The sequence below is a fragment of the Brevibacillus porteri genome, assembly GCF_003013475.1.
Classification (GTDB): domain Bacteria; phylum Bacillota; class Bacilli; order Brevibacillales; family Brevibacillaceae; genus Brevibacillus; species Brevibacillus porteri.
Map to the genome: position 1 here is coordinate 46,076 of NZ_PXZO01000022.1, position 22,034 is coordinate 68,109.

At 47.1% G+C, this 22,034-nt stretch carries 20 protein-coding genes and 1 riboswitch; all 20 genes read right to left on the reverse strand.

The window, feature by feature from the left end:
• Positions 1-26 precede the first annotated feature (26 nt).
• Positions 27-257 carry an aspartyl-phosphate phosphatase Spo0E family protein gene (locus tag C7R92_RS13500; RefSeq protein ID WP_106834613.1) on the reverse strand — a complete coding sequence of 77 codons (231 nt, stop codon included), beginning with the start codon at positions 255-257 and terminating at the stop codon, positions 27-29.
• Positions 258-615: 358 nt separating this feature from the next.
• Positions 616-2,004 carry a helix-turn-helix domain-containing protein gene (locus C7R92_RS13505; protein WP_106834614.1) on the reverse strand — a complete coding sequence of 463 codons (1,389 nt, stop codon included), beginning with the start codon at positions 2,002-2,004 and terminating at the stop codon, positions 616-618.
• Positions 2,005-2,277: 273 nt separating this feature from the next.
• Entirely contained in the window at positions 2,278-3,540 is a 1,263-nt protein-coding gene (locus C7R92_RS13510) for an aminopeptidase P family protein (RefSeq protein WP_106834615.1), read from the reverse strand.
• A 212-nt stretch (positions 3,541-3,752) separates the two neighbouring features.
• Positions 3,753-5,384, reverse strand: coding sequence for a peptide ABC transporter substrate-binding protein (locus C7R92_RS13515; RefSeq protein ID WP_106834616.1), 1,632 nt, complete (start codon positions 5,382-5,384; stop codon positions 3,753-3,755).
• Positions 5,385-5,411: 27 nt separating this feature from the next.
• Complete coding sequence (locus C7R92_RS13520) at positions 5,412-6,368, reverse strand: ABC transporter ATP-binding protein (protein ID WP_106834617.1); 957 nt, start codon at positions 6,366-6,368, stop codon at positions 5,412-5,414.
• Positions 6,361-7,383 carry an ABC transporter ATP-binding protein gene (locus C7R92_RS13525; protein ID WP_106834618.1) on the reverse strand — a complete coding sequence of 341 codons (1,023 nt, stop codon included), beginning with the start codon at positions 7,381-7,383 and terminating at the stop codon, positions 6,361-6,363. Before C7R92_RS13525 ends, C7R92_RS13520 begins: the two co-directional genes overlap by 8 nt.
• Before the next feature lie 13 nt (positions 7,384-7,396).
• A complete protein-coding gene (locus C7R92_RS13530) occupies positions 7,397-8,344 on the reverse strand; it encodes an ABC transporter permease (protein ID WP_106834619.1) in 948 nt (315 codons plus the stop codon).
• Between the two features lie 4 nt (positions 8,345-8,348).
• On the reverse strand, positions 8,349-9,281 hold the full coding sequence (locus tag C7R92_RS13535; RefSeq protein WP_106834620.1) for an ABC transporter permease: 933 nt from the start codon (positions 9,279-9,281) through the stop codon (positions 8,349-8,351).
• Between the two features lie 109 nt (positions 9,282-9,390).
• Positions 9,391-9,495: riboswitch (SAM riboswitch) on the reverse strand.
• Positions 9,496-9,615: 120 nt separating this feature from the next.
• Entirely contained in the window at positions 9,616-10,407 is a 792-nt protein-coding gene (locus C7R92_RS13540; protein WP_106834621.1) for a sulfite exporter TauE/SafE family protein, read from the reverse strand.
• Between the two features lie 31 nt (positions 10,408-10,438).
• Positions 10,439-11,857, reverse strand: coding sequence for an MBL fold metallo-hydrolase (locus C7R92_RS13545; RefSeq protein ID WP_106834622.1), 1,419 nt, complete (start codon positions 11,855-11,857; stop codon positions 10,439-10,441).
• Positions 11,858-11,883: 26 nt separating this feature from the next.
• Positions 11,884-12,459, reverse strand: coding sequence for a DUF1641 domain-containing protein (locus C7R92_RS13550; protein WP_106834623.1), 576 nt, complete (start codon positions 12,457-12,459; stop codon positions 11,884-11,886).
• A gap of 34 nt (positions 12,460-12,493) precedes the next feature.
• Complete coding sequence (locus C7R92_RS13555; RefSeq protein WP_106834636.1) at positions 12,494-13,693, reverse strand: FAD/NAD(P)-binding oxidoreductase; 1,200 nt, start codon at positions 13,691-13,693, stop codon at positions 12,494-12,496.
• A gap of 132 nt (positions 13,694-13,825) precedes the next feature.
• On the reverse strand, positions 13,826-14,470 hold the full coding sequence (locus tag C7R92_RS13560; protein WP_017248503.1) for a response regulator: 645 nt from the start codon (positions 14,468-14,470) through the stop codon (positions 13,826-13,828).
• Positions 14,448-15,542, reverse strand: a complete 1,095-nt coding sequence (locus C7R92_RS13565) for a PAS domain-containing sensor histidine kinase (RefSeq protein ID WP_412678995.1) — start codon at positions 15,540-15,542, stop codon at positions 14,448-14,450. Before C7R92_RS13565 ends, C7R92_RS13560 begins: the two co-directional genes overlap by 23 nt.
• 225 nt (positions 15,543-15,767) lie before the next feature.
• On the reverse strand, positions 15,768-16,955 hold the full coding sequence (gene cntE, locus C7R92_RS13570; RefSeq protein ID WP_106834625.1) for a staphylopine family metallophore export MFS transporter CntE: 1,188 nt from the start codon (positions 16,953-16,955) through the stop codon (positions 15,768-15,770).
• A 50-nt stretch (positions 16,956-17,005) separates the two neighbouring features.
• A complete protein-coding gene (locus C7R92_RS13575; protein ID WP_106834637.1) occupies positions 17,006-17,749 on the reverse strand; it encodes an ABC transporter ATP-binding protein in 744 nt (247 codons plus the stop codon).
• Positions 17,736-18,560 (reverse strand): staphylopine uptake ABC transporter ATP-binding protein CntD, encoded by an 825-nt coding sequence (gene cntD / locus C7R92_RS13580; protein ID WP_106834626.1) that lies wholly within the window; start codon positions 18,558-18,560, stop codon positions 17,736-17,738. Before cntD ends, C7R92_RS13575 begins: the two co-directional genes overlap by 14 nt.
• 4 nt (positions 18,561-18,564) lie before the next feature.
• Positions 18,565-19,458, reverse strand: a complete 894-nt coding sequence (gene cntC / locus C7R92_RS13585; RefSeq protein ID WP_106834627.1) for a staphylopine uptake ABC transporter permease subunit CntC — start codon at positions 19,456-19,458, stop codon at positions 18,565-18,567.
• A complete protein-coding gene (opp1B, locus tag C7R92_RS13590) occupies positions 19,459-20,391 on the reverse strand; it encodes a nickel/cobalt ABC transporter permease (RefSeq protein WP_106834628.1) in 933 nt (310 codons plus the stop codon). It abuts the gene before it with no gap.
• 20 nt (positions 20,392-20,411) lie between these two features.
• Positions 20,412-22,019 carry a staphylopine-dependent metal ABC transporter substrate-binding lipoprotein gene (gene cntA / locus C7R92_RS13595; protein ID WP_106834629.1) on the reverse strand — a complete coding sequence of 536 codons (1,608 nt, stop codon included), beginning with the start codon at positions 22,017-22,019 and terminating at the stop codon, positions 20,412-20,414.
• Positions 22,020-22,034 lie beyond the last annotated feature (15 nt).

Here is a 22,034-nt window from a genome sequence, read left to right on the forward strand (position 1 = left end):
TTTTTAGTAGGCCGATAGTGAATCCTTCACCAGATGCTATCCGCTTTATGGTTGTTTTGCGCCATTACAATATATTTGTCCAATTGCTGGCTTACACCCAAAACTACGTCACTTGAAAGTCCATGTTTTCCTGCCAATTCAATCATTTGCTGTCGTAGTTGTTCGATGCTTGCTTCTAGATCTAAGTGGTGGCGACTTGCTTCTATTCCCGCGCCCCAGATCTTACTCTTGCTTTTCGGGGATGTTCCTGGGTGCACAAGAACGTCCCTTTCTAATGAACTTGCGGTAGCCTTTATGTTAAGCACCTCCTATGATTTACAAAATATGACATTAATAACTATAAATGAATATGCAAGAATTCACCGACTAAGAAAAAATTGAATAGAAAAAAACATCCTATCGAAAGGATGTTTTTTGTTTGTCTTATCAACTCTTTCTAAAAATCTGCACCATGCTGATAATTAATAACGTGTGGTGTGCCAGACTTTTGGGGTTCGTAAACGATGCCACTGCTCAACCCAAACGTTAGAAGAACTGCTAGGAATACATATTTCATTCTTTTTCATCCTCTCTACTTATCATCTTTTTAGTGATTGTTGATACATCATCCTACAACTAGTTTATAAATGTAGCTTCGGCCTTCTTCTCTCCAATTACAATGGCTTGATATTGGAGAATGTGTGATGGCGAGGCAAGATGGCGATATTTTTCAAATAACTGCACACATTGCAGAGCATCATAATGGCGATTCATCAAATCCGATTGAACTAAACAGTGTAGGGTTTCATTGAGTCCACTTTCAATGCGTCCCTTTGTAAAATCATATTTTGCTTTTTGATATCGATATTGGAGGTGCTGAACCATATTAACCAACAATGTTCGTTCATGAAATCTAGCAATATCTTTAGAGAGACGTAATAAAACTTCATCCACGCAAAAATGATATTTATTAGCAGCTTCCATAATCGTAACGAGGCCCGGAAGTATTTCAGCAGGCTGTTCCGCTAGATAGTCGGTATATTCCTTAATGATTTCTTCATTCCCCATTAATACTTCCAGTGTGTAACAATTCGCCTTCGCAAAGACTGCAAACCGCTCAACGATTCTTCTCCCTTCATCGTCAAGAAGTTCAAACCAATGTAGATCGGCGTATGTTTGTACATATTCTTTGGATTGGGAATAACCGCCTTGCATCTGTAGGACCAAGCCTTTATATAAATAACCCATTCCATAGTAGTAGACGAGCGGACGTTCTGTTTTTATCAACTCTGCCTCTCGATTTTTTCTACGTTTTTGCAGCTCATCTTGATAGATAATTTTGGAAAGCACTCTTAGCTCATCTGCATAAGTTTCCGCTTCACTCCATTTTTGCAAAGTGAAACAAACCTTAGCCAAATTAAGTAAAGCGTCTAATTGATCCGTTTCTGGTAATCGCTTTCGATATGGGGAAAAGCGAATAACAGCCTTCTCATTTTCATCAGCATTTGTCCCGAGTATTGCCTGAAATAACCGGTAGTGACTTATCACAAACTGGGTAGAGTAGCTATCTTTCTCGTTCTCAATTACGTACTCATAGAATGGCACCGCCTTTCCCAGTTTCCCATCCTCGTATAATTGCTCTGCCACAGTAAAAAGGATGGAGATATTTTTGGGATTCTCAAGCAATTGGGAGGCAACTGCTTCCATGCAATCCTTTCGTCCATTCTCGGCGCTTCGAATTAAGTATGGTATCAATCGGGGGCGCGAGATTTTCCCTTCATATAAACATTCATCGGGGTATAATTCATACAACCAGCCAGGCTCGTAGTCAAACACGGCAGCAAGTGCGTCTAATTGACCAATGGTGATAGCCCGAGGCGGGTTTCCATTTAGAATCTCGCTCAATGTTCCCGGATTAATTCCAGTTAGATCCCCTAGTTTGCTCAACGTATAACCGCGCGCTCGCCGATGTTGTTCGATTTCTGACCGCAGCGACTGGTGCATTGTCCCTAGCAGTCCCCCCATAATGGATCACCCTCTTATTTTTCCTTTATTTTACAATCAAATCATTTATTATGGAAGGTGCACGAAATATTTCTTTATCATTTTAATCGTTTTTGTAAGAGGATGTTCACATGCAAATAACCATAACAGAGATTGCTATGGTTATTTGCATGTGAGCGTGTGCGGCTGCACAGATTCTTGGGACTGTGGGAAGTACCTTAAATTGGAAACTACGAGAGTTCGGAATTGAAGCTAGTGACCGTAATGGATGAACTCATTTGCTCCAAGCGTTCCCTATTCCTTTTTCCCGATCAACAATTCCACTTCTTCGATTTCCTTCGGGATCTGAGATGAGAGCACCTCGCAGCCGTCTTCTGTTACTAACACATTATCTTCAATCCGAATGCCAATCGCTTCTTCCTCTATGTACAGACCTGGTTCAATCGTGATTACCATACCAGGTTGCAAAGCAACATTGTAATCCGGGATATCGTGCGTATCCAGTCCAAGGTGATGAGACACGGGATGATAATAGTATTTGGACAGCTCACTGCTCTCTTGGATGAGACCGAGACGTAGCAGGCCATCTGTCAAGACATGTTTCGTGACATCATTTAGTTGTGGAAGTGTGACACCAGGCTTCACTGCTTCGATGGTCTTGATTTCTGCTTCGAGTACGAGTTGATAGATCGCTTTCTGACGCTCTGTAAAGCGACCGTTCACGGGAAACGTTCGCGAAATATCAGCCGCATAGTAGTTCGATGTTGCACCGAGGTCGAGGAGGACCAAGTCACCATCTTCCGAACGCTGATTATTTGCTTCATAGTGCAAGATAGTAGCATTGATCCCACTAGCAATAATGGGTAAATAAGGAAACTCGCGAACACCATGCGATTTCAACGCGAAATCATAGTGCGCCTCTAGCTCATATTCCATGATTCCAGGACGTGCATGCAACCACATGCGTCGGATTGCTTCATCTGTGATCGCAATCGCCCGTCTAATTTCTTCGATCTCAGCCGGGCTCTTCACCTTGCGCAGTTCTTTCAGCCATAGTCCCGCATCGTGAATCTGCAGGTTCCGGTATTTCTTCTGCGCGTCTTCGGCAAAAGTCTCTGCAGGGGTCACCTCATCGCTCCACAGATAGCGATACAAGTCAAGATAGAGGGAGTACTTGCCTTCGCAGCGCCTCATAAAGGTTCCAAATGACTCTAGCCACTCATCGAGATAGTCGAAGTGTTCGATACCAGACTGCTCCTTCGCCTCTTGATCCGATAAAACTGCCCCTGTCCATTTCGCTTCCAGTTCATTTGGGCGCTGAAGAAATAACGTTTCGGTCACGATGCCAGCGCGTTTCGTGATCATGAGAATGAGGTTACTGCGCGCAATGCCAGTTAGATAATAGAAGTTGCGGTTCGGGGTAAACGGATATTTATCGTCATGGCTGCGTGTCTTGACAACACCTGAAAATAGTACAAGCACGCTGTGATCAGGCATGTTTTCTGCGAGTTTTTGACGGCGATTGATGAACTCTTTTGAATCCATGGTTATTGTCATTTGTTTTATACCCCTTTGCCTTAGAGTTCAGTATAGTCTGATAATTATCTGCCGATTTCACTTTTGATAGGTCGTCATATCTCCTCCGTTCTTCTATATTTTAGGATACTTTCATCATTTGGGAAACGACTTTCGTAATAAAGCTATTATTGAGTCCATAAAACAAGGAGCAGTTGCATTAGGCAAGCTGCTCCTTGTTTTAGTAGATTACGTTACTCTGCGACTCTTTTCGCCCAGCGCAGGTCCGGTGTCCCGGTTACACTAAAGCGGATGCCTTCGATCTTTTTGCTGTTGAGGTAGTTTTCGTTATTGAAATAAACCGGGATGACGGGCATGTCCTGTATCAAAATGGTTTCAGCGTCGTGCAAAAGCTTCATGCGTACTTCCTCGTTTTGTTCGACCTTCGCTTTTTCGATCAGCTCGTCAAACTTCGGATTGGCCCAGTTGGTGAAGTTGCGGGAGCTTTTCCCTGTGTACAGCTCCAGCATCGCGAGCGGATCTAGGTAATCGCCGCCCCAACCCATGCGGGCCATCTGGAAGTTTTTCTGCTTGAACGTATCGATGTACGTTTTCCACTCCTGATTTTCCAGCTTCACTTGGACGCCCAGGCATTGTTTGAACATTTCTTGCAGCGCTTCGGCGATCTTCTTGTGGTTTTCCGCAGTGCTGTATTTCAGTGTAATTGGAGGAAGCTCTGTCCAGCCTTCTTCCTTCAAGCCTTCAGCTAGAAGTTGCTTCGCCTTGGCTGGATCAAACTGATAGTAAGGTGCCACTTCTTCTCGGAAGTCCTTGCCCGAAGGAGTTTTCACCCCGAATGGCGTATAACCGTACGCCGGGAGCTGGCCTCCCTTGGTCACGTTTTTCGTCAGGATATCCCGGTCGATCGCGTAGGAAAAGGCCTGACGAATTTTTGCATTAGTAAACGGCTTTTCCTCTACGTTGAACGTGTACGTATAAATGCTGTAGTCCGGGAATGATTTGTACTCTTCTTTTTCTTTTTCCTGCTCAATCACGTCGATCGGCAGCGAGTCAATCAGATCAAGCGCTCCTGTTTTGAACATCTGGTAGTAGGTGGTTGCTTCGTTTACCATCTTGAAGTGGACGGTGTCCATCGTTACTTTTTCTTTCTCCCAATAGCTCTGGCTTTTGGCGATTGTCAGCTGACTGTTGTGGTCCCAGCTCTCTACAGTGTACGGGCCATTGGTCACGATGCCTTTCGCTTCGGCCGCCCAGTTTTTGTCTGGATCCACGACTTTCTTGTTCACCGGCAGATAGGCGCGACTCATCATGATTTTCGGGAAATAGGTGATCGGGTCTTTCAGTCCGACGATGAGTGTTCGGTCATCCTTTGCCTTGATCTGAACGTCATCCACGCTGCCTTTGCCCGTGTTGTATGCCTCCGCGCCTTGTATGTAGTAGAGTGCGGATGGTTCATAGGCGGCGGTCTGTGGATTCAGCACGCGCTTCCAGGAGTATTCGTAGTCATGTGCCGTTAACGGATCGCCGTTCGACCATTTCATTTCGGGGCGCAGGGTAAACGTGTAGGTTTTTCCGTCCGGGGAGACGTCCACCTTTTCTGCTGCGCCTTCGCTGATGTCTCCATTTTCGCTGTAACGGTACAATCCTTCATACAGATGGTCTATCACCCAGTACGAAGTGGTATCGGAAGCGAATGCCGGGTCTAATGTGTACGGTTCGCCCCGCAGGTTAGTGGTAATGACTTGTTTGACGGCTGCTCCCGTCTGTTGTTCGGAAGACGCAACCTGTTTATTGCTGCCGCACGCAGAAAGCGCAGGCACAACGAGCACCAGCAATGCGGCAATAGCGAGTAATCCCTTTTTCATTATGATTTCCTCCTTGTTCTCCTCTATCTACTGTACAAGATGGCAAGCGATCCAGTGTCCGTGCCTCACCTCCTTCCAGACCGGCGCTGTTTCGGCACAAACACCTTGTGCAACCGGACATCTGGTGCGAAACGGGCAACCACTTGGCGGATGAATGGGGCTGGGCGGTTCTCCCGTCAGTACTATCTGCTCCCGCTCGGCGCGCTGGGCTGGATGGGAAACCGGCATAGCCGAGATCAAGGCCTGCGTGTACGGATGCAGCGGTGTGGCAAACAACTGCTCGCTCGGTGCCAGCTCCATCATCTGTCCCAAGTACATCACGCCGATCCGGTCGCTGATGTGCTTCACCATCGACAGGTCATGGGCGATAAACAGATAGGTGATAGACCGCTCTGCCTGAAGATCGGCTAAAAGATTGACGATTTGCGCTTGGATGGACACATCCAGTGCAGAAATGGACTCATCTGCCACGATAAAACTAGGCTCCACCGCAAGCACGCGGGCGATGCCGATACGCTGCCGCTGTCCGCCGCTGAATTCATGCGGAAAGCGTTTTGCGTGGCTTGGGTGCAATCCTACTAGCTCCAGCAGCCGATAGACGCGTTCTTCTCGCTCTTTTCCTTTTGCCAATCCATAGGAGTCGATTCCTTCTGCGATAATGTCGCCCACTCGTAAACGCGGATTGAGTGAGGCTTGCGGATCTTGGAAGATCAGCTGCATGTGGCGGTTTGCTTCCCGTCGCTCACGTCTATCCATCCTGGCGATGTCTTTGCCTTGAAACAGGATGCGCCCCGCACTAGCTGGGTACAGGCCCACGATAGTCCTGCCCAGGGTAGACTTGCCGCAGCCGCTTTCCCCAACGATTCCGAGCGTCTCCCCTCGTCTGATTTCAAAAGAGACTCGATCAACAGCTCTTACCTGTTGTCCCCCGCCAATCTCAAACGATTTAGCGAGATTCTCCACCCCAACAATGTTGTCAATCATGTGTCTCCCTCCCTGCCATCATCCACGCTTCTGTTCTCATGGCACGCGGGTCGTTCAGCCAGCAGCTTGCCTCATGCTGATTGAAAAACGAATTCGCTTGCGGCATATGCTCCAGGCAAATTTCCATGGCAGACCGGCAACGGGCAACGAACGGGCAACCGGCAGGCGGACGAAACAGATCCGGCGGTGTCCCTTCGATGGGGATCAGCCGCTCTTTTTTACCTGCATCGAGACGTGGCACAGACTGCAATAGCCCTTGTGTGTAGGGATGGCGTGGATTGTCAAAGATCTCTCCCACCGGGCCGCTTTCCACCACTACGCCTGCGTACATGACCGCTACATGGTCGGCCACCTCTGCGACGACGCCCAGATCATGGGTGATCAAAATGATCGACGTGTTCAATTGTTCCTGCAACTCTTTCATCAGACGAAGGATCTGTGCCTGAATGGTCACGTCGAGCGCCGTCGTCGGTTCGTCAGCGATAACCAACTGCGGTTGGCAGGCCAGCGCCATGGCGATTCCGACACGCTGCCGCATGCCTCCGCTTAGTTCGTGAGGATACTGCTCAAATCGCCTCGCCGCCTCCGGAATGCCTACCCTTGCAAGCAGTTTCAGCGTCTCTTCCTTTGCTTCTGTCTTCGTCTGCTTTCGATGTTTGATCAGGCCTTCCGCAATCTGCTGGCCGATTTTCATCGTTGGATTCAGCGAGGTCATCGGGTCTTGGAAGATCATACCGATCTGCGACCCGCGAACCTGCTGCCATTCCAGCTTCGTCAGCCCAGTCAGTTCACGCCCGCGAAACCGAATGCTGCCGCCTTTTACCTGACCGGATCGCGGAGGAATCATTCCCATCAATGCCCGGGCGGTCACACTTTTTCCGCAGCCGCTTTCTCCGACAATTGCCAATGTCTCCCCCTCCTTCACAGAAAAGGAAACCCCTCTTACCGCCTGCACCTCTCCACCGTACGTGCGAAAGGAGACGCGCAACTGATCTACTTCCAACAATGGCTTCACGATGTACTCCTCCTCATTTCCTGATCCGCGGGTCCAGTGCGTCCTGCAAACCGTCCCCTAGCGCGTTGCACGCGAACATGGTAAGGGAAATCATGAATCCCGGAAAAAACAGCCGCCACCACTGTCCGCTCAGCATAACCGCCAGCGCGTCGTTGGCCATGGTTCCCCAGCTGGCGGTTGGTGCCTGCACTCCCAGCCCAAGAAAACTGAGAAACGATTCTGCGAAAATCGCATGTGGTATCGTAAAGGTCAAGTTCACGATGATGACGCCGATCGTATTCGGCAACAGATGTTTCATGATGATTTTGGCATGAGAGGTACCCAGCTTTTCTGCAGCCAGCACAAACTCCTGACGCTTGATCTGCATGATTTGTCCTCTGACCAGACGGGCCATGCCGACCCAGCCGGTTAGTGAAAGGGCAATAATGATCGTTGCGAGTCCAGGCTCCAGAACCACCATCAGCAGGATTACCACCAGGAGATACGGAATGCTGTACAGAATTTCAGCCAATCGCATCAGGATGTTGTCCACACGGTCGCCCAGGTTGTTCCTCCCTGCCATATAACCGGATATCCCGCCGATGCATACACCGATCACTAGGTCGATAGCAGCTGCCGCCACACCAATAAATAAAGAGATTTGACCGCCTACCCAGGTACGTGCCCACATGTCCCGACCCAAGTCATCCGTTCCAAACCAGTGCTCGCCCGACAGTGGCAGATTTCCCTTCGTTAATGACTGTTCATGCGAGCTGTGGGGAACGAGCATCGGCCCGATAATCGAGAGGGTCACCACTGCCAAGAGAAGGAAGAACCCGAGCATTGCCAGCTTGTTACGGAATACTCGCTGCAATACCTCCTGCCAATACCCAAGACTGGGACGTTCCCGAATTTCCTCGGATAGCCGGGTTCGGTCTACTGGTCGAAACAGCGAATCCAGTTGAGTTGCCTGATTGGCCATAACGCTACTTCCCTCCACTCGTCAATCTGATGCGCGGGTCAATCACCCGATACAGCAGGTCGATGATGTACAAAGTAAAAATGAGGACAAAGCTGTAAAATACTGTGGTGCCCAAAATAACAGGGTAATCGCGGTTAAAAATACTTTCCACGAAGTATTTGCCGAGCCCGGGAATGGCAAAAATCTTTTCCACCACAAAGGTTCCGGTCATCAGGTTGGCAAACAGCGGACCGATAAAGGTAAGAACCGGCAATATGGCATTGCGCATCCCGTGTCTAACGACAATGGAAAAGGTGCCAAGCCCTTTCGCCTCCGCTGTGCTTATGTATTCCTGTTGCCAAACCTCAAGCATGCTGGCTCGTACGAAACGAGCGATAATGGCGAGCGGACCGATAGCGAGCGCAAGCGTTGGAAGAATTGAGTGTTCCCAGCTCCCCCACGCAGCAACGGGAAACAGCTCCCATTTGACCGCCAAGTACTTGATCAACAGTGGCGCCAGAATAAAACTGGGGACGGAGATCCCGATGATGGCTGCAAACATAGACAAGAAATCCAGCGTTCGATTGTGATAGAGTGCCGCTACGATTCCCAGTGTGATTCCACCTGCTAGCGCGACAATAAACGACTGGAATCCCAGAACAGCCGATGCGGGAAATCCTTCTGCAATCAACGTGTTCACATCCCTTGTCTTTGACTGGATAGAGGGCCCCAAGTCAAATTGCAGCAATCCTTTCAGATAGAGCAGGTACTGTACCGTGATTGGCTGATCCAGGTTGTACTCCGCCCGCATGTTCTTTACCACTTCTTCTGGAAGCATTTTGGCGTCAGACGCGAACGGGTCACCCGGAATCAGGTGCATGGTCACAAACGTCACCGTGACAATGATCCACAGCGTAACGATCATGAGAAGGCCACGCTTGACCGCATAATGAAGCAAGTTGTTTCCTCCTTTACATAACACACAGTAAAAAGATATGAATACTAAGGATTGTAAATATAGAAAACCCCTCTCCGAAAAGAAGAGGGGCGATTGCACGGTTCCCACCTTCTCATCTCGCAGAATAACTCCGCAGGAATTAGCACCGTAAGGTCAATAAGACCAAGGTTGCCGGGTTTCATCGGGCCAGCCCCTCCACCACTCTCGATAAGAATGTTCTATGAAATTTAATTTCACTGTAAAATTCTTTTTTATCTTATCATTTTACTCGGATATGTCAATGCTGTTCAATGACAATTGATTTTTCTTTATAATTTATGGAAAAAGTAAATCTTCACACACGTGTGGATATAAGGATGTCAGCCCAAATCTTAATTGTGGTAGCTAGGATCAACAAGGCAAGAATGGTCTGGAGAATCCGGGTGCCCAAACGTTTGCTGACCTTCGTACCGAGTGGCGCTGCCATGATGCTGGCGATTACCATGATCACGGATGGCCACAGCAATATGTCCCCCGCCATCCATTTCCCTATCGTCGAACCGATGGAAGAGAGAAAAGTGATGGCAAGAGATGAAGCAATCGTAACTCTTGTCGGAATCTTGAGGATGGTCAACATGATGGGAACCAAAATAAAAGCGCCAGCTGCCCCGACAATTCCGGAGGCGCCTCCGACAATCAAAGCGGATAATACGGCTGTTGGTTTATGAAAGATAACCTCGGTCTGTTCACGTCCGTCCATCCGCTTTTTTGGCAGAAACATCAAGATTACAGCAATGGTGGCCAAGATGGCGTAAACGATATTGATAGCATCTGCCGAAAGAAATTTTCCTCCATACCCTCCAAGTAAGCTCCCGACAATAATGGCACTTCCCATATACACAACGAGCTGGTAATGAATAAGCTTATCTTTGCGCAGAGTCCAAACAGCAGCTAGGGTGGCAAAAAATACTTGGACTGCACTTATTCCGGATACTTCGTGAGCTGTGTAAGCAACGAATCCAAGGGCGGGCGGAATGTACAGAAGCATCGGATACTTGATGATGGAGCCCCCGATTCCGACGAGACCAGAGATAAATGATCCCGCGAAACCGATAACAAACAGTGTGATCACAAGGTCGATAGTCATACGCTCACCCTTTGCAATACCTCGCTTCGTTTTATCCTCGTTCTACGATTGCTAAGCCGTCTAGTTGCCATTTCAAGATTCCGCCGCTCAAATTCATGACATCCTTGAATCCGTTTGCTTTTAGAATGCTTGCGCCAATAGCGGATCGGGCACCGGAACGGCACTGTACGAGAAGCGGCTTATCGAGAGGAATCTCATCCAGCCGCTTGGCGAGCGTACCGAGCATGATGTGCTGTGCATCCGGAATGTGTCCTTCCTTCCACTCAGCCAGATTCCGTACATCTACTACGTGTACTTCTCCCTTTTCCACCCGTTCTGCAATCTCCAAAGGTGTTACCTCTGCGATTGTCTCGAGCGAAGACATTTCCATTTCCATTAACTTGCCACTGTCGATAAAGCCTGTGACATAATCAATCCCTACGGAATGCAAGGCTTGCAAAATCCCGTCCCTATCATCTGGGGTGGCCAGGATGTGAACCGGGCGATCGTAATCGACAATCCAGCCCGCCCAGTTGGCAAATGACTTGTTAAAAGGAATGTGAAGTGTTCCCGCCAGATGCCCCTTCGCAAATTTCTGAAAAGGACGCGTATCAATAATCTGTCCGTTTTCCAGCGATTCCTTTACCTGTTCAAACGAGTTGAACTCTTGAACAACAGGGAGTTCCTTAAGCAAGGCAGGGCCTTCCTTATTCACGCGTTTCATCACTGCAAAATACGTTGGTGGCTCTGGTTGTCCATCCAGGAGTACCTTGACGAATTCCTCTTCACTGGCGTGTGACAGCGCCCAGTTGAACAGCTTTTCATAACCAACGGTAGAAGACGGCACGGCCCCCAGTGCTTTGCCGCAAGCACTTCCTGCGCCATGAGCTGGCCATACCTGCATATAATCCGGCAGTTGCTTGAATTTTTGGAGGGACTGGAACATGGCTCTTGCACCTGACTCGGACGTACCCTCCATTCCCGCTGCTTTTTCGAGCAAGTCCGGTCTTCCGATATCGCCGACAAAGACGAAATCTCCCGTGAAGATTCCGATTGGGCGATCTGCATTCCCCCCGAGGTCTGTCAAAAGGAAGGAGATACTTTCGGGTGTATGGCCAGGGGTATGCATGACTTCAAATAGCAAGTTCCCGATAAAAAAGCGATCCCCATCGTGTACAAGTTGATGATTCAAACCATCCAAGTATTGATACTTCCAATCTTCATCGCCCTCATTGGATAAAAACAGCTTCGCCTGATAAGCTGCGCCCAGTTCCCTGGCACCAGAAACAAAATCAGCGTGAATGTGGGTTTCGGTGGCCGCTACAATGGAAACCCCCTCTGCTTTGGCGACTTGAAAATAAGGAGCCAGATTGCGGGCGGGATCGATCACAATCGCCTCTCCAGTTTTTTGGCAGCCGATCAGATAAGATGCATGGGCCAGTTTTTCATCATAAAAGTAACGTAACAACATCGTGCATTCCTCCTTTTACACCTCTATTATTTGTTTGATTTTTCCGCGAGTACTTCGAGCAGCGATTGGGTAAAGCGAAGTGTCTTTTGGACGGTGGGATCCTTCATGAGCTTGTAAAGAGTGAACACGGAAACGGGTTCGCTATTATGTTCGGCTCTTCCTTTTGCTTCTTGGAAGACAGCCATTCCATGCTCCACTTTCGCGGACACAGGAGCCATGTACGTTTTCATACCGTTGAGCAAGTATTGCTGCGATTGCTTATCCTTTCCGAGACTTTCCAAAAAATCAGCAGCTTGTTCGAGAACGCTGACATACTTAACGAGCTTTGGCATCTTATCAAGCAAAGTAAACAGGGCGTCTATCGATTCTTTTTCCACAAAGAAACGGGACAGTTGACCATCTACTCGCTCGAACAAATACCGTAGTGATTCCTGATCGCGCAAGATCGATGTGGCTACTTCAAGTCCCTCTTCGGCTGCCAGGATCGTATCTTTTATCTTCGGGAGCTTTCGGATCAATATAGTGATCGCTTCCTGAACTTCTGGATCAGATAAATCCTCTAAAAACATGTCAGAGCTTCTCTGTTCCTTCCTGTCATTCAAAATGTTGCTCTCCCCCTCTCTTTCAAAGACTGCCTTACATCAATCCTTTTAGCATGCCATTCCAATAAAGGATGGGAAGCAGCTCTCTTTTCATCAGGTACATACTGAATCTCTCTTCAGATTGGTCAAAAGGAAAGGTTTCACACGGCATTAGGTTGTAATCAAATTCAGCCAGCACCAGTTTGTTGTACCCCGTAACGAGTGGGCAGGATGTATACCCGTCGTACTTGGCAGTCAATGGATTACCATTGATCAGTGCGAGCAGGTTTTTCTCGACGACTGGCGCCTGTTTGCGAATAGCAGCTCCGGTTTTAGACGTGGGAAGATTCGCGCAATCGCCTATGCCGAAAATAGTAGGGAATCTTTTGTGCGCAAGCGTAAATGGATCGACATCGACCCAGCCTCCTGCGTCTGCCAATGCGCTGTTTGCAATGAAATCAGGTGCTTTCATGGGAGGGGTCACATGAAGCATGTCATACTTCCATACGTGCTGCTCTTTGGTGTCCAGATTCTCAAATACGGCTTCTTTGGTATCCGCCCGCACTTCCATTAGGTTATGCTTGTATCTGGTTTCGATGTTCTTGCGACGAATGACGTCATTGAGGGTATTTGCATACGTGGGAACGTCAAAAATACTTCCCTTCGCCGATGCAAAAACGATCTCTGACTGGTTGCGAACATGTAACTTGCGAAAGTAATCATCGGCCAGATACATGATTTTCTGAGGGGCTCCGCCGCACTTTACGGGTGAGTTCGGGTGCGTAAAAATGGCAGTGCCGCCTTTAAAACTCCGGATAGCTTCCCATGTACTTTCTACTGTTTGGTAAGCGTAGTTGCTGCAAACACCATTCTTGCCTACGGCATCTTTCAGGCCCTTTACCCCCTCCCAATCTATTTGCAGACCAGCAGCTACAACGAGATAGTCATAGGAGAGGATGGTTCCCTGTTTCGTATGAAGCGTGTGTTGTTCCGGTTGAAACATGGTGACCGCATCGCAAATCCAGTCGACGCCTGCGGGAATCAGAGAGGAAAGTTCACGCTCGGATTCCTCCTTTTTCGCGGCACCCCCTCCGACTAATGTCCACAATGGCTGATAATAATGCTTGGACGCGGGGTCGATGATGGCGACTTGTCCCTTGAGCCGTTTGGAAGCTCGGACCATACGAGCAGCAACAGAGATACCGGCTGAGCCTGCTCCCACGATGACAACCGCATAATGAACTTGTTTTGCCATAGTTCCTCCTTCGACGACGATATCGTTTTCAATCGTACGATGATGGTTCATGAGGTGTAGTCTCTCTATTCAGTTTATTCCTCTGTCATTTTTTCCATATAGGGGAAGTCCCCTACTTTTTGATCTATGCGATCAAAATGCCAGATCGAGATATCTATTTTTTATGGCGTATTGGATCAATTGATGCTTGGAATCCAGTCCTAGTTTCTGCATGATATTCGTTTTGTGGTTCTCCACAGTTTTGACACTGATTAACAGCTTGTCTGCCATTTCCTTATTGGTATAGCCAAGCACAATGAGTCTGACAAGCTCCTTTTCACGTAGCGTTAAAACAGAAGGCATCGTCTTAGCATCCGATTTCAGCCATAGATGGATGATCTCTTGCGATACGGAAGTCTTGTAAAAGCGCTTTCCTTTGTAGACCTCCACAATGGCTTGAAACAGCAGCTCACCATGGCTGTTTTTTAAAATGTACCCATGGGCTCCTACGGTAATAGCCTTCTGGACAAAAATCTCCTCGTCATGCATGGTCAATATGACGATTTTCACGAAAGGATTCGACTTGCGAATCTCATTGCTCGCTGAAAACCCATCCAGCCCATTCGGCAATGACAAATCCATCAGTACCACATCGGGTTCCAACTGATTGGCTTTAAGGATGGCATCGTTCCCTGTATGACTCTCTCCGACAATTTTAATTTGAGAGTAACTTTCGAGAAGCACACGCAATCCCTTCCGAATCATCGTGTGATCATCAACCAAAAGCACTCGTATCACTCTGCTCTCCCTCCTTCCCCACTACCGTTACCTTGATCGATGTACCTTCGTGGAGCACGGAGTGAATCTGAAGAGTCCCCTCCATGTGATCCACTCGTTCTTCCATATGTTTGAGACCCAGACCAACCTGAACCTGATCGCGAACAAATCCGATTCCGTTGTCCTGAATGAGTAAAGTCAGTAGGTCGTCTTCCTTGTACAAGATGACTTCAATGAGTGTCGCCTTCGCGTATTTCAGTGCATTATGTAAGGCTTCTTGGATCACACGGTACAAATTAATTTCCAAGATTGGCTGAAAATGATCGCTAACATTGCTGTAGGAAAAGGTAATGGAAACATCCTGATGTGTTTTGTTCAAGCTAGAAACAAGATGCCGTACGGTAGGAATCAGCCCCAATTGATCGAGACTATGTGGACGCAGCTGTAGAGAATAGAGCTTGACGTCTTGTATCGCTTTTTCCAGCTCATTCACGATCTCTTGCATGAATTCCCGGAAATGCCCTTCCTTGTTGAGGCGCGCTTGAATCGCCTGAATGCCTACCGAAACGGAATACAAGGATTGTCCTACGCCGTCGTGCAGCTCCTGGGCCAAGCGCTTATGTTCGTTTTCCTGGGCTTCTAGCGTTTTTTGCAGCACCTGCTTGGAGATTCTGACCTCCTCTTCTTTTTTCTTGACCGTCATATCTTTCAAGACTAAAAGGACATCCTGCATGTTATGTTCACCATTTTCATAGATGACCGCCGTGCTCATCTCCATGTCGACGTACCGCCCTTCATACGTGGGCATCGCAGAAAGAAAATAGGGAACCTCCCGTTTGGCGAGCAAATAACATCGTTCTTCTCCCGGTTCCAGCTCTCTGTTTTGGCAGTAGGAGCAGAATGGCACCTTTTCTCCTCGTTTCCAACCGGTCATTTTCTCTGCGGATGGATTCATCACCATAATTTTTCGTTCCTGATCCATGAGAATGATCCCGTCCTGCAAGTGGTCGAAGATTTGCTTCAGATAACCGTTATCCATCGCCTTACCTTCATCGCGATAGCGTTCAAAAAAAGTGGGACATTGATCCATCATAGGTCCTCCATACTTATCGTATTTCTTCTATAATCCAATCGTAAGAGACGGGGAGCACCTTTCAAATAGGTACCTTCCCCTATCTTATGCAACGCTACATGATGACCAAATTGATACTGCATTTTAATTGGAAGACAATCCGAGCTGCAGATGAAATAACAAAAAAACGTTACTGACACCAGCATGTCAGTAACGTCTTAACATTTTCCTAGAAAATCGTATCTCTTATTGTAACCCAACAGAAGTTTTGCCTCGTTCATAGGCAAAAATGATCATCGTCACGCCCAAGATTGCGCAAATCATATACATAAAGGAATAGGAGAAATAATCCGCGACTGGCCCCATGATGACTCCTCCCAGAGAAACACCGAGATCGGCCATCGCTATGAATAACCCGATTAACACGTTGCGATCCGTCTTCGGCAGAACAAAGGTTAAATAGGTTGTTAACGTAGGATAAAGGAGGGCTTGAGCAATTCCCATTAATATGGCGCCTACGTATAAAAAGACTGCTCCACCCAGGTTAGAAAAGCTTACACTTAACGTCGCTGCTGCAAGAGTAAGCATAATTCCCATCATAAAAGACGAACGCCACTTGCCATCTGACGGGATTTTCTTTCTCAATACAAACCGCGATATTACGACGGTGCCTGCCTGAAGCATGAGGTAAATTCCTGCATTGCCATATTTGATTTGTACAGCGTACAGCGGGATAAAGGTAGTCACCGCTCCAAATATAATGGATGCCGCCAGCATCAAGACACTGCATTTACATAAATGCGGGTTTTTGACTAATTGGCTTACAGAGCCAAACATAGTTGCTCCCTGTTCGATCTGACCCTGGACTGGCTCGGCCACTTTTTTGTCCATTTTGGCACTATAGCCCACCACTCCTGTCAGGATCGCAATGGTGACCATGGCGACTGTAAAAGAATGGCTATCCCCGGCTTGCCAGATGCCTAAAGCGAGCAGTGGACCAAGAATACCAGGCAAATAAGCACATAAGGAATACATGGAAATCCCCTGTGAACGATCCTTGTCCGGTAACGCATCAATAATCCCTAACTGTAATGCCATGGAGAAAAAAGCGGTACACACCCCTTGCAGAATACGGGCAACGATAAAGCCCTCTAATTCAGTGAACGTATATAAAATGAGCGCCGCTCCATTGAAAATAAGAATCGTGCGGAGCACTTTGATTGGTCCATGTTTTTGGATAATTTGGCCTGCCCATGGCCGAAAAAACATGGTTGTAAACAGATAAGCTCCCATAACGACTCCGATTGTTGTATTGGTCGCACCCAACTCTGCACCCTTCAAGGGAATGATGACATTCAGAATGGAGTTCGCGCTAAAATACAAAAGAGTCAAGATGTATAATCGCAAAAATGGCCAAGACAGAGCCCCTCTCATAGCCCTTGCTCCTTCCTCTGATCCTCTGCTCAATCTCATTGCCAATTGCTTTAAGCAATAATCATCTGCAGCAGTTTCTTCGTATATGTGGACTGAACATCTTTTAATTGTTCAACCTCCACGATCTCTTCAATTTCACCATTTCGTAAGACCATGATTCTGTCGCAAATATAGGCCGCAGCCTGTATATCATGGGTAATGAAGATATAGCCCATGTCGTAACGTTTTCTCAAGTTCTTCAGTAATTCAAGTACTTGCATTTGCACAGAGCCGTCCAAGGAACTGATTGCTTCATCGAATAGGATGCATTTTGGTTCGGTTGAAACGGCTCTCGCTATGCATACCCGCTGAACCTCTCCGCCTGATAGCTCATGCGGATATTTTTTTCGATAGGAAGGATCCAACCCCACTTGATATAATAAATGGTCAATCTCGCTTAGAGCCTCTTCCCGTGCCTTTCTTTTCATTTGTAAAGGCTCCAGAATGGCCTCCTCAACCGTATAAAATGGATTGATAGAGGAAGTGTAATCTTGAAACACAGCGCTTAGGTTCCCTGTTCTCACTTTTCGGTCCTCTACTTTTTTGCCCTCAAACAAGATGCTACCTCGATCAGGCTTTTCAATCCCCAATAGCAATCGTCCTAGCGTTGATTTACCACTTCCACTTTCTCCAATGATGCCAAGACACTCGCCAAGCTTGCATTCGAAGCTAATGTTTTTCAACACATGCTCTCTTTCCTTTGAGAACAATCCGCCTTTTCGATATGATTTCTCCACGCTCTCAACGCTCAGCAACATTAACTCCTCCCATGACTCTCTTAAAATGTTGATTCATCGCCAGCTTCGAGGAGAGTAAGTAACGGGTATATGTATGCTGCGGTTCAGAGAAGATGGCCTGAGTCGTCCCGTTTTCAACGATTTCTCCTTCTTTCATGACGAGAACTTCATCTGCTATTAATTTGACAATCCCTAAATCATGAGAAATGAAGATCATGGAGCAGCCCATTCGTTCACGCAATTGCAGGAACTGTTCTATGACTTCGAACTGCGAGAGGGTATCGAGTGCTGTCGTGGGTTCATCAGCAATTAGAATGTCAGGCTCCAGTACGATGGCGAGCGCAATCATGACTCGCTGCAGCGTTCCACCCGACAACTGGTGGGGATACTTATTCATCACCTCTATCGGGTCTTTCAGCATGACGCTTTCCATGGCATTTTTCATTTTGGCTATAATTTCGTCACGGCCCCATCCAAAATGTTCCATAAGCGTCTCTTTTAGATGAACGCCCACTACGCACGAGGGATCAAAGGCACGCATGCCATTCTGCAAAATCATGCAAAGCTGTTTCCCTCTCTTTTTCCTCATCCTCTGTTCTGAGAGCTCCATGAGGTTTTCTCCTCGTAACAGAATGTCTCCCGATTGGCGAATCCCGGCTTTATTTAATTTCATGATGGCCTTGCAAGTCACCGACTTCCCGCTTCCGCTTTCTCCTACAATGGCCAGGCAGCTTCCCTGCTTCACATAGAATGAACTATTTGGAACAATCACTCGATCGTTTCGACTGTCCCAGATTTTCAAGTTTTTTACCTCTAAAATGTTCGTCATTCGTTTATGCCACCCCCTTTCCTTCGAGCTTAACGGCAGAGGCTGCTTCTAATCCTTGCTGCTTATGTTTAGAAGTCATTAATTTGGGATCTAAAGCCACTTGAAGTGCATCAGACAAGTAGTTAATGGCCGATACAACGATCACGATGGTCAAACCGGGAGCTAGCATGAATTCCGGGCGTGAAAACATGACGTCTCTCGCTTCATTTAACATCATGCCCCACTCTGCTTCCGGTGCTTGAATACCTAAACCGAGGAAGGAAAAACCCGATATTTGCAAAATCATCGAACCGAAGGAGCTGCTTGAAATGACGGCAATGTCGGGCAATGCAACCGGAACAATGTGTCTGATCATGATTGCCATATTGCTTGCGCCGATCGCCTTTGCGAATTTTACATAATCGGATTCCGCATATTGCATGACTGATGATCTGATGATTCGAGCAAACCACGCCCACTTCATCAATACAAAGGCGATGATCAAACTTTCAAAACCTACGCCCAAAATGCCGATGATCGCCAGGGTCATGACATATCCCGGAAAAGAAAGGATCACATCACAAACGCGCATCAAGAAAGCATCTGTTTTTCCACGAAAGTACCCCGCAAGAAAGCCTACAATCGACCCAATCGATACGGATAGGAGCAGCGCAACGAAGACCCAGAGCATGCTGGGACGAATACCGTAAATGAGTCTGGATAAAACGCATCGCCCAAGGTGGTCGTTGCCCAAAAGATATTCCCATGATGCGGATGCAAATCGAAGCTCCATATGTACTTCTTCGGGATCATTCGGTGCAACGAAAGGCGCAAATATCCCAGCCACCGTTGTGACCGTGATAATCGATAAGGATAGGACAGCGACCTTGTCTTTCCACACATTTTGTAATCGCTTCATCTAGAGACCATCCCTTAGTTTGGGGTTCAATGCCACATTAATGATGTCAGAAACGGTGTTGAACAGAATAAAGACGACTGCCAACACAAGGACATAGGCTTGGATGATCGGGAAATCCCTGCTTAAAATGGATTTAACGCTTAGCGTTCCCAGTCCCGGCCAAGCGAAGATGTTTTCTACGACGACTGTGCTTCCCAAAATAATAGGAATCGCCATGCAAAATACGGAAATCGCCACTTGCAATGAATTTCTGAGAATGTGTATCGTGATCTTTTTTTCCGGTAAGCCGCATGCCCTTGCGTAGAGAACATAGTCTTCATTCATGTTGCTTAACATGGCACTTCGGATGATTCGAAAATAGATGCCAGCATAGCTGATTGTAATCACAGCAACGGGCAAGATATAGCTTTTGTACGACTCCATTCCGCTTGTCGGAAGCAAATCCAGCTTGACGGAAAAATACCAGATCAGCAGAGCTGCGAGCCAATAGGACGGCATCGATGTCAGGAAAAACGAAACACCTCTGACTGATTTGTCCACCCATTTGCCCGCTTTCCATGCGCATGCCACCCCCAATGCGATGGACAGTAGAACAATGGAAAATGTCGAAACCAACGTCAGCTTTACAGTATGGAGAAAGGCTGGTCCTAGCATAGACCACACAGGTTTCCCCGTTATATATGAATCTCCAAAATCTAGCTGCAAGCATGAGACAACCCAGTTTAAGTAACGAGTCAGAAAGGGTTGGTCCATCCCCAGTTTCGCTCTTGTTTGCGCAAGTAACTCATCCGTTATTTGGGGTATGCCTTGCGAATGCAGCACCACTTCGGCGGGGTCTAAAGGAGATAGATGAATGAAGGCAAACGTTACAAACGATATGATCAGGACCAAAGGAATCGATAGGAGTAACCTTTTAGTGATATAACTGCCCATAGCAAGCTCCTTTTGTGTATTTATTCAAAGTACATCCGCTCAAATGGAAGCTCGAATTGCGTTTGCTTAAACGAAATTCCCTGCAGGTTTTTGGGAGCCAAGATCGTGACTCTTCCATTCGTAATCGGAATAAACACGGCTTCCTCATGGACAATGGTCAAAATATCGGTATATAACGATTTTCTCTGTTCCTCATCAGTCGACACCATGACTTCTTCTATTTTTTTATAGAGCTCATCAGCTCGCTCAATGCCTCTTGTCGTATGGTAATAGGAAGACTTGGAAGTAAAAGCAGCGATTGTGCTCTGCGGATCATACGCGAGTCCCCACGTTTGATTGAAAAGAAGGTCGTAGTCACCTGTAGACCTTCTGTTCGCAATCGAAGAAGACTCCTCGCCAATAATCTCCAGATGAACCCCAATCCTTTTTACGGTATTTTGAATCAATTCAGCCTGCGTTTTTTGAGAGGACGAATTTACATCATAATAAAGCTTCATGGCTAATGGCTTTCCGTTTTTCGTTCTGATTTCGCCCGCATTCCCGATGTCCCAGCCTGCCTCCTCCAAAATCTTCCTCGCTTTTTCCAAATCGTATCCTCGCTTCTCTACTTCCACGTTGGCGTAATTCACATTCGAAGAGAAAAGCGTATAGGCTGGTTGTTCAGTACCTTCAAATATTTGTTTACTGATGGTCTCTCTGTCAATCGCATGCCAAAACGCTTTGCGCACAGCCCTTTCATGTACAGGGCTCTCGTTTTTGCTACTATTAGCGACAATTATGCCTGTGTTCATTGGTTGACTGCGAATCATTTGGTGTTTACCTGATTCAACGAATTGATTCATGGCGTTTACATCGAGACTATTCGTGCCTCGATCATCCGTAAATACAAAGTTGACTTCTCCCTTTTGCAGTGCCAAGAACGTAGTTTCTCCGGCGGGCAGTACTTTGGCTATGATTTTTTTCACTTTGGGCGCGCCGCCCCAGTAATTTTCATTCGCTTCAAATTCGGCATACTGATCGCCTTTATGCTCAGTGAGCTTATAGGGGCCCGTTCCGTTATAACCATTAACGCCATCCTTGGTTCCCCCGTTCACAAAATTTTTAGGCGAGATGAATACATAAGGTCTCGTCATCGACAATTCGAGCAGCGTCGGGTAATACGGTTCGGATAAGACCAGTTCAACCGTAAACTCATCGAGTACATGGCAATCCAGTATCTTTGTGGATAGCTTGATCCATGAATGTTTGCTTGCATTGCTTTGCACTGCTTCTATATTCTTTTTCACTGCTTCCGCATGAAACGGCTCTCCATCATGGAACGTCACGTTTTTTCTCAAGTGAAACGTGTACACTTTTCCATCGGCGGAAACTTCCCAAGATTCAGCTAACAATGGCTTGATCCCATCCTCCGTATTTTCTACTAACGATTCGTACACCATCCCTTGTGCCGGCATGGAGCCGGAATAAAAATGAGGGTTCATATCGTTAATATCTTTCGAAGTGGCATACACGATCTTTTTTTCTGTATCGGTTGACTCCTTTTTTGCTGTATCACCATTACTGCAGCCAACCAGCAGTACGATTGAGACCATGAAAGTCCTTACTAAAAATCCCATTCTTTTTGTCATACCCATTCCTCCTGA